The organism is Mycolicibacterium baixiangningiae (assembly GCF_016313185.1).
In the GTDB taxonomy this organism is placed as follows: domain Bacteria; phylum Actinomycetota; class Actinomycetes; order Mycobacteriales; family Mycobacteriaceae; genus Mycobacterium; species Mycobacterium baixiangningiae.
Map to the genome: position 1 here is coordinate 6,085,365 of NZ_CP066218.1, position 12,041 is coordinate 6,097,405.

The window sequence follows — 12,041 nt, forward strand, 5'->3', positions numbered from 1 at the left end:
GACTCTCGGACGTCGATCAACGCCGTGTCCGCCGCATGCTACGCGCGGCGGTCTTGACCAGAACATCGCCGATGAAAAAGCGCAGCAGCCCGCCGTCGACGTGGACATCGCACCGCGCCCCGGCGTAGTGCCGGCCCAGACTGACCTGCTGCCAGGACACACACACGACCCCGTTGGTGGTCACCCGCCTGCTCACCCAGTCCGACCCGGTGCGCTCGGACTGCAGTCCCTCGATCGGTGTGGGCGTGATCGCCGTGGCCACATCGGTAGGGCCGGCGGTGAACCGCGACGCCGGGGTGGCCATCTGCAACCCCTGATGCGGCCGGGCAGTGTTATAGAACTCAACCCATTCATCGAGAGCCTGCTGCGCAGTCTTCAGATTCTTGAAAGGAGCTAGACCAGAGAGGAACTCCGCACGCACACTGCGGTGGAAGCGCTCAATCTTTCCGGTCGTGGTCGGCGATCGTGGCTGGGTGAGGCGATGGTCAATGCCGTGCTGGCGGCAGATCGCATCAAAGAGGACCTCGACCGGGGGGGTTAAACCGCCCGGTGAACACCTTGCCGTTATCGGTCAAGATCTGCGTCGGCGCCCCATAGGTGGCCAACGCCGCGCGAAGTCCGTCGCAGACCGCGCGGGTGCGTTCGCGGGCCATCACCGCGGCGCACACGCATAGACGCGAGTGGTCATCGATACCGGTCAACACTTTCGCCGAGGTGCCGTCAGCGAGCGGGAACCCGCCCACCACGTCCATCTGCCACAACTCCATCGCAGTGGCGCGTTCCCAGCGTTTCCACTTCCGCGACCGCCGATCCCGCAGATGCGGGTCAATCATCTGTGCCCGCACCAACGCTCGATACGCCGCCGATTCCGAGGGCACCGGCCGCACTCCCCGTTTGGCCAGTTCGAACACCAACCGCCGCGGCCCCCAATACGGTCTGGATCGCCGCAACTCCAGCAGCCGCGCCTCGACCTCGGCGGGCATCTGATGCGGACACGCCACCGGCCGATGCGACCGATCCACCAGCCCCTCGAGGCCCTCAGCCTCATATCGGGCCAACCAGGAGTGCAGCGTCTGGCGCGACACCCCCACCTTCGATGCGACCTGCGATATCGACAACCCATCGCTGATCACGGCCAATATGGCCTGATACCGCTGCTCGGCCACGCTCAACTCCCTCATCTAGGGAGTCTCAAGGATCAACCGAAGCAACTGACAAGCATCAGCCGAAACACTGTCGCCCATCAACCGAAGACGAAAAGTCAGCCCTCAGCCGACGCAATACATGATGCAGTGGATGCGGCAGCCATGGTCTGCGGACTCAATCGGTCATGAGTCCGATGCTCTGCATGCCGTCACATGAGGTGCTCGCGTTGTACCGCGCGGCCGTGGCCGCCGGTGTCCGACTGTGGGTCGACGGCGGGTGGTGCGTGGACGCGTTGGTTGGTGAACAGACCCGAGAGCATGACGACCTCGACGTGGCGGTTGATCGCGACGACCTCGATGTCCTGGTTGGCTCCGTGCGCCGATACTGGCGCCGTTTTTGCTCGAATATTGACGTCGGCTCCTGGTGGGTGTCTTGCTGTGCGTGAATGCTGACGTCGGCTCCCGACGTGGATGGGCAATGCCGCACGGTACAAATTGCCTCCGCGAGCGCTGGGGTTTGGGCCTGTCGCTATCGGCGATGGGGTTGACCTTGCCGCTGCGGCAACTTTTAGGGTGGGAGATCGGTCATCTACTGAGAGGTTGCACAATGAGTTGGCCGATAGCGATTCATGGACTTCGCTAAGTACGATCAGCTGCCCGCTCGGCGGATTGTCGTTGAGGGCGGCGAGATGTTTGCGATTGACGCCGGCAGTGGCCCCGCCGTGGTCCTGGTCCACGGCAGTCCCCTCTTCTCGTTCGAGTTCCGAGCGACCATCTCGAGACTCCTGCCGCACCATCGCGTTCTCGCGCCCGACCTGTTGTCATTCGGCCGGTCGCAGGGTCCGCCTCAGGGGGCGGACTTCACACAACAGGCTCGCGCGCTGCGTGGCTTTCTTGACGCCGTCGAGCTTGATCGCTTTCACCTCGTTGGTCATGACTGGGGCGGCCCCATTGGCCTTGCAGCGGCTGCTCGGCGCCCCACGCAGGTCGACCGCCTGGTGCTGTTGAACACCAGCGTTCGCGCGGACTTCCGGCCACCGTGGTACTGGCTGCCACTGACGGCTCCAGGCCTCGGCGAGGCGGCGTTGGTGAGCGCAAATCTCTTCTCGCGCGCGTTACCGCTGTTCTTGCAAGCCGCACGTCGCGACCGTGCGCTTCGCGAGTGCTACCAGCGGCCGCTTGAGCAACTCGCCACGCGGCGAACGATTCTCAAACTTGAACGCCTCGAAGGCTACGCATCCGAGTGCCAACTGATCGAACGCAGACTCCCGCAGATCAGCGGCCCGAAGCTGATCATTTGGGGCAAGCCAGAACCTTACTTTCGCCGCGAAGGACCACACATGCGGGCTCTTATGCCCACGGCGTACTTCACGTACTTGTCAGGAGCCGGACACTTCGCAGCCGAGGACGCACCAGATCGCGTTGGCGAGGAGATCCGCGCCTTCCTCGCTTAGGGCGAGATTCGTCGACGCGCCAGGAATTGACTCTGTGTATTGACCTTCTCGTTGCGGCAACTTCTAGCGTGGATGGTGGCCATCGAGAAAGGCGGCGCGGCAGTGAGTTGGTCGATTCAGCAGGCGGCTCGGGTGTCGGGGGTGACGGCTCGGACGTTGCGTTACTACGACGAGATTGGGCTGTTGCGGCCGGCGCGGGTCGGTTCCAACGGCTACCGCTATTACGAGCGGGAACAGTTGTTGCGGCTGCAGCAGATTCTGCTGCTTCGCGAGCTCGGGTTGGATCTGACCACGATCGGCAAAGTGGTCGATGCCCAGCACGATCCGATCGAGGCGCTGCGTCAGCATCACCGCCGGCTCCTTGACGAGCGGGGCCGCCTGGACCGCCTCGCCATCACGGTGGCCGCCACCATCAAACACCTGGAGGAAGGAACCGATATGCCCGCCGAGCACATGTTCGAGGGTTTTGAGATGAGCCCCGAATACCTGGCCGAAGTGGAAGCTCGCCGTATCGAAAGCACCGGCAGCACAGATCAACCCGAGATCGCCGAGATCAAGCGCAACACCGCCGAATGGTCCGAACAGGACTGGGGGGCCTTCAACGCTGAAGGCCACGATCTCACCCGGCGCATGGTGGCGTTGCTGCGTGACGGTGTGGCCGCCGATGATGCGGAGACATTCGCGGTACTCGACGATGATTTAGCCTTGCAGCGCAAGCTGTGGAGCCCGGATAAGGCCAGCTATATCGAGCAGGCTGAGGGACTGCGGCAGCCCTCAGACCTGCGCACGTACTACAACGCCCAAGATCCCCGCCTGGCGGAATACCTACACGAAGCAATGCTGGCCTACGCCGAGAGCCGGATGCAGTGATGACAAGCCGCCGGAGGTACGTAATGGGTTACTGCAGGAGCGATCGTGGCCGCCGACCCTGAACTCATCGACGCGATCGCTCGCTCCGGAATTGATCACTTGATCTAATATCTGACTATGCGATCAGCGGAGCAGAAGCCTCGCACATTCACACAGTCCGCGCGTCGGGCACAGATCATCGAGTCCGCGATCGACGTCATCGCCGAGGCTGGCTGGGCTCAGACATCGATCCGCAAAATCGCTGACCGGGTGGGCGTGGCGATGAGCGCGGTGCTGTATCACTTCGGCACCAAGGACAACCTGGTCGACGCGATCATCGAGCACATGTACCGCTCGGCGTTGGCCGTGGTCGTCCCAGCCGTGGACGCGGAGTCGACGGCGGCAGGGAAGCTCACCGCCTACATCAGAGCCACCATCGAGTACTACGACGCGCACCGTGTGCATCTTGCGGCGCTGAGCCAACTCGCTTCGAGCTACCGACCCAGCGACGGCCGCCCATTCGACGAACTGGGAGTAACCCCCGCGCTGGCGGAGGATCTCACCTCCCTCGATGCCCCCGCGATTCTGAGAAGCGGACAACTGTCCGGTGAGTTCGGAGACTTTCCTGTCGAGTCGGTGGCCATGGCCATCAGTGGGGCCGGCCATGCACTGGTCTACAAGTTCCTTCGTGAACCTGACTTCGATGCGCACCGCTACGGCGAGGACCTGATCGAGATCTTCGGTCGAGTCGTGGGAGCACGGCGATGAGCACCGTTGCGATCGCCGCAGTCGGCAGCCGCGGCGACGTCGCTCCATTGGTGGGACTGGGGACCCGGCTGACCGATGCCGGCCACGATGTGGTGATCGCCGCCTACACTCCGTTCTCCGAGCTGATCAGCGGATGCGGGTTGCGGTTTCGTGACATACCGGTGGATTTCATTCCCGGCAGCGACCTTCCCGACAACCCGGCCAAGGCGTTCGTGTCGCTGTTCGGCCCCAACGGCATGCGCGATATGGGGCGTGCCGTCCATGCTGCCCTCCACGATGAAGGCGCCGATGTTCTTCTGCTGCCGCCCCTGTCAGAGCTGGCCGGTCACCCCCTGGCCGAGGCGCTGGGCATCCCCTCGATCGGGGTTCGGATGCAGCCGATCTCGGCCACAGCGGCCTATCCGCCAACGGTGATGGGCGCCTGGTCGGCAGGCCCAACCGCAAACCGGGCCGCGTCCCACGTGGGCGGGTGGGTGCTCGACCGTGCCTACAAGCGGGTTCTCCCCGATCTGCGGCGCGACCTCGGACTTCCGGCGGCATCGCCGCGCAGACTTCGACGGGCCCGCGCAGACGCGCACTGGCCGGTACTGCACGGTTACTCGCCGAGCGTCCTGCCGCGGCCCGACGATTGGCGGCCGGGTCTGGAGGTGGTGGGCTACTGGTGGCCCCCGCCGGCCACCGACTGGGCACCTCCTGCCGCGCTGACCGATTTCCTGGACGCAGGTCCGGCGCCGGTGTTCGTCGGGTTCGGTAGCACCACGCCCACCGAGCAGCGGGCCGCCGAGTTGTCGAGCATCGTCAGCCAGGCATTCGGACTTGCCGGGGTGCGGGGCATCGTTCAATCAGGTTGGGCTGGTCTACACGTCACCGCAGATGACGTATTGACCATCGGTGAAACCCCCCATGAATGGCTCTTTCCGAGGATGGCCGCAGTCGCCCATCACTGCGGTGCCGGCACCACCGCCGCAGCCCTGCGTGCCGGCGTCCCCAGCATCGCGATGCCGGGCCCCGTCGGAGATCAACCATTCTGGGCGCGCCGACTCCAACAACTCGAGGCCAGCGCCGCAACCATCAAACAAGGCAACCTCACCGCCGAACGCCTCGCTGAAGCCATGCGCACCTCCGTCTCCAACCACCAACTCCGCGATACAGCAGCACAACTCAGTGCCCTCATCGCAACCGAAGACGGATCCGCAGCAGTGCTCTCCACTATCGAAACTCTCCTCACAGCCCGACCGCGCTAGCACTCGAGCTGCCGGGCGGTGCGGTCGAAGCAGGTGAGTCACCTCCGGCAGCATGTGCGCGGGAGTGCCGGGAGGAGCTGGGCATCGACATTGCCGGTGGGCGGCTGCTCGTGCTGGATCACCAGACCGATGAGGGTAATCGGGGCGACTCGGTCATGTTCGTCTACGACGGGGGCGTTGTCGACGAGGCTGCCTTCGGTCGGTGCCCGCCAGCGAGGAGGGTCGAGGCGTGGTGCTCGTTGATCCCGCCGATTTAGGCGGCGCCACGATCCCACGGCTGGCCAACCGAATTCGCGCCGCGTTGACTGCCCGAGACACCGCATGTGTCGTCGAAGCGATCAACGGAGAGATCCGCTAGGAACCCTGCGCCCCTTCATCTTGATTGACTGCGGGCATCGTCAGTTGCGTGTTGCTCCATTTTCGAGATAGGACGTTCGCCTGTTGTTCGTGCGTGTCGTGTGGCTGTGATCCGGCGCAGCATGTGCGCGGGTAGGCGCTCATAAAGCTGTCGTTGGGAGTTCGTAGTGGCCTGCGATTAGTGCTGCGGACTCTTCGGGCTCGTGCTCGGAGGTGTCAATCGTGAAGACATCGGCGTAGGGAAGCGACGGATACGGATTTTGTTGCAGCAGCGATGCCAGAGTGTCGCGGTCGCTGAGTTTGTTGTGTTTCGTGCGAGATAGGTCCGATACCCGCTGCAGCAGAACGTCGTGTGGCGCGCGCAGTTCCACCATTAGAACCTGGCCGCCGTTTGCCGTCACGGCGTCGACTCGTTTTCGGACCACGTCGTCGTCCTGGGGCCCGTCGTAAACGAAGGTGAAGATGACGCCGGTGCCATGCCGTGCGCAGTAACTCAGGACGGCTTCCCGGAGGAGGTCGACAAGCTCGTAGTTGGCCGCGAGTTCGCCCGGGTAAATGCGCTGTACCAAGTCACGCGTCACATGATTGTGGAACACCGGATATCCGGTGAGCTCGGCTAGTTTCTCGGCGACGGTTAACTTCCCAGACGCGGGAGGACCGTAGATGAAGATCAGTTTCATCTCGATGGTTAACGGACCGGACGAACAGGCGCGTACGCGAGGTCGCGAGGTTGGCCGGCTCCTAATGGGCCGAACAACGCGCCCACTATCTCGACACGCGATCCGCGGTGATGCTGCGCCCAGACCCGGCGTGCCGTCCGTGCTGAACATGCGGAAGGTCCTGTACAGGCACCGCTGGGACCGGCAAGCGCTTCGGATCGCGATCGTCACCTGGATCGAAAGGACCTACCACCGACGCCGCCGCCAGGCCGGCCTCGGCCGGTTGACCGCGATCGAATACGAAGCGCTCATGACCGCACCGGCCAGTCAGACCGCGTGACCGCAACTATCACCCGACCGTGCAGCAGACCCACCCGCTGATGGGACACTTCGGTATCGTCGGCCGCGCACGTGTCCCAGCTGCCCAATCGTCACCCCGCTTACCTGGGCGATCACCGGGGACAGCTACACCCCGGACTAGCTGACACCGGTATAGCAACCCGTGCTGAGCGAATCCTAAGCGGACCCGGCTCCATCACGGCCACCCCACCCGCCGCCAGTCCAGGGGCCATGCGGCGTGAGTATGGCGTGCCGCCCCGGACTATCCCCGCCGTCGTGCTTGTGTGCCGAGAGCAGATACGTGACAGCCTCGACGTGGTGGTGTGGTGTCGAGATGCAGCGAAGATTGACAGGACTCGCCTGCCTACTTTGACAAGATTTCGGCGTGTCGCGGGAGTTGCTAATCTTCGCTGCAAAAGCGCTGGGTTTAAATTGTTCGTTAGTCGTGCTAGGCGCCGGGATCGAGATGCCGTCCGAGCCCTGCGCAGGAACCAGAAGCCGACGCAGACTGTGCGATTCGCGTCTAGGGCGGAGCCTGGTTGAACTCAGGCGCATCCTTCGCGAGAACCGACTTCGTGGGTGCCCCGTTCGCTTCCTCGATCAGATGAACAAGCTCCAAAACTCGCGCGTGAAGATCCAGCCAGTCCAGACCAGACTTCCATTGAGCGACGACCTCCTTCGCAACCTTGATCTTGTCTGCCTTTCGTGTTTCGTTGGCGTCGACGGGTTTCATCACGTTCGACCAATGATTCACCGGCGCCGTGAAATCGATGTTTGGGTGCAGTGCGCTCAGAACGGTCGTCAATCGCTCTGGCGGCACGTAGTTTTCGATGTACCTGCATCCGGTGATCCAGGCGACTCCCGGTGCAGCCATCTCGTCTCGCACGCGCCGCTTGGCTTTACCGATCCCGCTGTTGCCGGTTTCCCGGTCGCTGTCCATGACGACGGCCAAATGACGATTGAGGCGCCGGAGGCTGATAAACTCTCCAACCTCGGGATCGTCCGGCGACAGATGATTCAGCAGACGACCGCCGTAGAACATGATCGAAAAGTCGATGTTCTCTCGCAGTGCCGGGTTCACGATGCTGATCCAGTGAGCCAAGTAGATGCGATCCGACGGCCCTTCAACCCAAATGACACAGTTGGTCTGCAAGAGGTCGCTGGGCCGGTACCCAAGGTCATAGCAAACGGCGCTCAGCTCGGCCGGATTGCCCGCGTAGTCAAGTGCCGAGCCACCGGTGGTGTAGGTCGTGTGGAACACCGAGGCGATGTCGGAATCGAGCATATGGGCTGAATGCGTCGCGATCAGATACTGGTTGGTCGTGTTCTCGTATAGATAGCGCAACAGCTTTCGCTGCAGGAGTGGATGTAGGTGCACCTCGGGTTCTTCCATGCAAACGAGGGTGTTCGTCTCGATCGTCGCTGCCGCAGCGAGAATCACTACCTGCGCGACACCGGAGCCCAAGTGTTCTAACGGGAGCAGGCGTCCCTGCCGTCGCACGTTGAGTTCAGTGTTCGACTGCGGCACCTCCAACCGTGCAGTCTCGTCCTCCAGCACCGTCTGGACGAATTTTCTGATGTCGGCGAACCGCTCGCGGTCGCCATCTTTGGCGAGCAGCGGGTTCTGCAGTTCACCCAACCGTCTTATTAGTCCGATGCCACTGAGGGCCTGGTCGTCGTCGATAGGATCATCCCCGACCGTTTCCGCAATTCGCCGTGACGCCTGTACGAACCTCACCTTGGGCCAGGTCACTGTAGGTGCGAGCACGCGGGTCAAGAACTCCAGCGCGTTCGTTCGGCTATCGCTGGAGTAACTGCCTCTCGTCTGAAAGTACTGGTCGTTGACGCCGAACACATCGGTCATTAAACCGGCCTGACGGTCGAGAGTGACAGCGCCGTTTCGCGCGTCCTCCTGAGACCAGTACAGCCATACCGATCCGTCCTGTCGGATGTCGAGGGCCTCGCTCCCCATTACCGCTTCAACGAGATTGGCGGCCGTCGATTGCTGGCGTTCCAGATCAAGCTTCTCGAGAACCTTGTTGGTGGCTGTGTCAAGGTCGCCGAGTCGTAGTGCAATCTGGAAGTGACCCATCGGAGCATTTCGTGGGACATCGAGATCCGCCGGAGCTTCCGTAGTCAGGGCGTGAAGTCGTTGCGCGACCCGTAGCACGTTGGACTTACCGCTGTTGTTCTGTCCGGCGATCAAGTTGATCTTGCTCATCGGATCGATGACTTGAAAGTCACCGAAGAAGCTGCGGAACCCTTGAAAGCCAAAACCAGTCAGCAACTGCACCCATATATCTCAGCAGACAGAGCATGTAGGCGTCCACAAAACTAGACTGCCAAGCCCTGCTCATAACGCGTTGATGACGAGCGGGCCAGCGCATCATGGGTCATTCAGCGAAAGGATGCGTTCTTGTCGCGCTGCCAAAGGGTCCGACACCAACGGTAGGCACTATTCTTGGTCGGATCGCGTGCAAGCGGTCGAGTGGTGCTGTCTCCTACTCGCCTTCGTAAATCCCGAACGTCGGAAATGGGTAGGTATTCCAGGCATTTTCAAGAATGCTGTTCGGTCTGTTGCTGTGCAGGCGATCATCGTGAATGGGTAATGCGGTGCCGACAGCGTGGTTATCAAGGACCTCTAGGAGACGATCTTCGATTGTGGCGCCATGCGTCACCCACGCTTCTAATTCACGGGCACTGATCGCCGCCACCGGCACGTTCTGCAGATGGCCAGCCGACAGCGTGGCACCGTGCTTCTCGACGAGGTAGGCGTTCCCGCCGTAGATTGGCTCGGCAGACACGACTATTGCGAGTAGTGGCCGGTCTGACGGAATGTGTTCGAACTCAGGTCTTTTGGAGGCCAATTGCTCGATTGAACGTCCAAGCTGTTCGTATGCCTTGTCCACCGCGCGGGCGAGTTCAGGGAAGAGTGCAGGGCCGCCCGCGCGGGCCTCAAGACTGAGACGTTTGAGTTTGCACTCGATGATGAGCACCAGACCCGGCAGAACGACGAACCAGTCGACGCTCTTCTTGTCCCGCCGGGGTCCGTAGCTGAGCTCGGGATGCACTTCGGCACCGTCGATCAGACGTAGTTGTCGTCCGACGTAATGCTCGAACAGATATCCAAGGTCCGTCGTGAACGCGCGGTCGTAGCGCACCAAACCTGGATAGTAGAGCCCTCCTGGTGTCACCGTCCGCATGATCAGACGCGGTGCCGGCGCCACGGTGTCGCCGTTTGTCAGCTCCACGAACGGCGTCCGCGCCAGCGGGTTGTAGTCGAACTTCGCGAGTTCTTTAATTCCGTGCGACCACTTAGCAAAGTCGTCCTGAAACTCCGCCTGCGTCGCCGTGAGACGACCTGCTGCTGCCTCGATGTTGCCGCGTGGATACAGCTCAAGAACATCCTTGAAGTTGTCCTGGTCGAGCCATGAACTGTCGTAGAGTCCGCCGTTCCGGTTGGCTCCGACCTGTAGAACGAACGTCGCGGCGATGGCATCGCCCAGCGGCACGCCGCCGAGTACCTCCGCCAAGGCGGACTCGGAGATCACTTTCGTGTCGACGTCCTTAAGTCCCTCAATCATGAGGGCATGGGAGCGCGCCAGCTCTTCGTAAATAGGCTCCTGCCAGGGGAATTGCTCGTAGAGAATCGGGGTAACGAGAGAGATAAGGACCCCTGGATCGCCTGGAGCGGGGTCCCGCGGAACGTCGGCATCGAAGAACTTCTGCAGCAGAACGCGGATCCCATCGTCCGTGACAGCCTTGTCTCGGTGCTCGTTGCCGTGTAGCAGGGACTCGCGCGCAATCGCCGCGAGACCCCACGGCGGGCATCGGCGCTTCACGTCGTCGGAGTACGGCGGCTCCCCCAAGGCCGCGGAGATCCGAGCGATCGTGGGAACGAGCTCGCTCGGTCGATAAGCGCGACAAGCCTGCACGAACTCGTTGAAGTTTCTACTCCATCGCGGCTGTGCCATCCAGTAAGGGTATTTAGTGGTGCCGACGAGGCAGACAAGGAACACGCCCCCGGTCTGACCGGCGAGGACAACACCTGGGTGAGCACGTCCTCGAAACGTGTTCGTCAGTTGCCTACTTAATTGCTGCTACTGCGTCGTATACCTCCTGGTCAGACAGCTTCCTCTTTAGATAGGCGACCCACGCCGGGGTGTATACGTACTTGCCCACAAGTTGGTTCCAGTAGCAAAACTGGGTCTTGGTCTTGAACTTATCGGCTGCCCCGGTTGCGGGACGGACGTCGAAGTACTTCCACGCTTGGGTGTGCATGTGCATAGTGAACTCGCGATCGGTCTCGGCGTTGACCTGCTCAACGACTGCCCCCGGTAGAAACTCGTCGACACCGCCGATAGGCACCGTGCGGTCACGGATGATGGTTCTTACTTGATCCATCACGCTCTTCTGCTCCTTGGTGAGTTCGTCCTCATGTACGAACGTCATCGCGGCGTCAGCGTCGGTCTTGGCACCCTTATGCGGAATCAGATAGACCTTGAAATCGAAGCGCTGGTCGGCCGCGATGTCAGGTTCGACGGAGGTGTCAAAGTCCTGCACCCACTCCAGCACTCCCCTAGGGATACGGGCGCGCACCTTCTTGAGCGAGGCGACAGCATCGCCGGTGATCGACGATAGGAACAGTGGAAATCGCAGCTCGTCGGCAAGTCCTTCATCCTCCCCGAATAACTCGACGACCGTCTGCTCGTAATTGAGAAGGTAAGCCTGGGTCCTACCGGCGACCAGCGCAGCGATGTCTCGCTCGTAGCGGTGCTCAATGATATTTCGAAGTCCGGTGAAGAAGCCGAGGTTGGCTTTTCGAGGATCATTCTCTGCGAAGTGCTCCTTGGCCAGATCGTGCAGACCGCGATGCTTGTATCCACCATCAGGGTGTTTTATCCTCCAACCTCGCTCATCGCGGATATGAATGTCCCGGCCACTCTTCTCAAAGTGCGCCTGCAATAACTTGAGCCAACCCATCGACATGTGAACGATGAATGCTTCGAGCTGTCGTTCCGTACCCGATCTGTTGTAGAGATCAACCGCGAGCCGCACCTCGTTCTTCGAGTCCTGGAGGACATACCACCACCGCGGCTTCCTTGGCATCGGCGCAGTATGTCATTTCACCCGAACATCAAGGAGACCCGCGAGTCGCTTCGCCGCATTCGAACCGCAGTCGAGGCGGACGGATGCGCTCCGCGAAGAGGGTTGCGCGCATGCTGG

Annotated in this window: 10 protein-coding genes and 2 pseudogenes; 7 read left to right on the plus strand and 5 right to left on the minus strand. The window is 61.8% G+C overall.

The window, feature by feature from the left end; all coding sequences use genetic code 11:
- Nucleotides 1-16 precede the first annotated feature (16 nt).
- Nucleotides 17-1,181, minus strand: a pseudogene (locus I7X18_RS28975) (IS481 family transposase).
- Between the two features lie 149 nt (nt 1,182-1,330).
- On the opposite strand from I7X18_RS28975, the gene I7X18_RS28980 reads away from it, so the two are divergent.
- From I7X18_RS28980 to I7X18_RS29005, 6 genes are all read left to right on the plus strand, one after another.
- Nucleotides 1,331-1,591, plus strand: coding sequence for a nucleotidyltransferase domain-containing protein (locus I7X18_RS28980; protein ID WP_226863290.1), 261 nt, complete (start codon nt 1,331-1,333; stop codon nt 1,589-1,591).
- Between the two features lie 183 nt (nt 1,592-1,774).
- On the plus strand, nt 1,775-2,599 hold the full coding sequence (locus I7X18_RS28985) for an alpha/beta fold hydrolase (RefSeq protein ID WP_193045368.1): 825 nt from the start codon (nt 1,775-1,777) through the stop codon (nt 2,597-2,599).
- Between the two features lie 75 nt (nt 2,600-2,674).
- Nucleotides 2,675-3,469, plus strand: coding sequence for a MerR family transcriptional regulator (locus I7X18_RS28990; RefSeq protein WP_193045367.1), 795 nt, complete (start codon nt 2,675-2,677; stop codon nt 3,467-3,469).
- Between the two features lie 117 nt (nt 3,470-3,586).
- Nucleotides 3,587-4,216 (plus strand): TetR/AcrR family transcriptional regulator, encoded by a 630-nt coding sequence (locus I7X18_RS28995; protein ID WP_193045366.1) that lies wholly within the window; start codon nt 3,587-3,589, stop codon nt 4,214-4,216.
- A complete protein-coding gene (locus I7X18_RS29000; protein ID WP_193045365.1) occupies nt 4,213-5,460 on the plus strand; it encodes a glycosyltransferase in 1,248 nt (415 codons plus the stop codon). The genes I7X18_RS28995 and I7X18_RS29000 overlap by 4 nt, the downstream gene beginning before the upstream one ends.
- 8 nt (nt 5,461-5,468) lie before the next feature.
- Nucleotides 5,469-5,717, plus strand: a complete 249-nt coding sequence (locus I7X18_RS29005; RefSeq protein WP_332522616.1) for an NUDIX domain-containing protein — start codon at nt 5,469-5,471, stop codon at nt 5,715-5,717.
- 240 nt (nt 5,718-5,957) lie between these two features.
- Here I7X18_RS29005 and I7X18_RS29010 read toward each other — a convergent pair whose 3' ends face one another.
- Nucleotides 5,958-6,497, minus strand: coding sequence for a P-loop nucleotide/nucleoside kinase family protein (locus I7X18_RS29010; protein WP_193045364.1), 540 nt, complete (start codon nt 6,495-6,497; stop codon nt 5,958-5,960).
- A gap of 157 nt (nt 6,498-6,654) precedes the next feature.
- Here I7X18_RS29010 and I7X18_RS29795 point away from each other — a divergent pair.
- Nucleotides 6,655-6,816, plus strand: a pseudogene (locus tag I7X18_RS29795) (IS3 family transposase); the annotation flags it as partial.
- Nucleotides 6,817-7,338: 522 nt separating this feature from the next.
- Here the strand turns inward: I7X18_RS29795 and I7X18_RS29020 are convergent.
- The 3 genes from I7X18_RS29020 to I7X18_RS29030 all read right to left on the minus strand — a co-directional run bounded on the left by I7X18_RS29020 (nt 7,339) and on the right by I7X18_RS29030 (nt 11,924).
- Nucleotides 7,339-9,108, minus strand: a complete 1,770-nt coding sequence (locus I7X18_RS29020; RefSeq protein ID WP_193045362.1) for an AAA family ATPase — start codon at nt 9,106-9,108, stop codon at nt 7,339-7,341.
- 208 nt (nt 9,109-9,316) lie between these two features.
- On the minus strand, nt 9,317-10,789 hold the full coding sequence (locus I7X18_RS29025) for a hypothetical protein (RefSeq protein WP_193045361.1): 1,473 nt from the start codon (nt 10,787-10,789) through the stop codon (nt 9,317-9,319).
- A gap of 112 nt (nt 10,790-10,901) precedes the next feature.
- Nucleotides 10,902-11,924 carry a DUF3644 domain-containing protein gene (locus tag I7X18_RS29030; RefSeq protein WP_193045360.1) on the minus strand — a complete coding sequence of 341 codons (1,023 nt, stop codon included), beginning with the start codon at nt 11,922-11,924 and terminating at the stop codon, nt 10,902-10,904.
- Between the last annotated feature and the right edge of the window lie 117 nt (nt 11,925-12,041).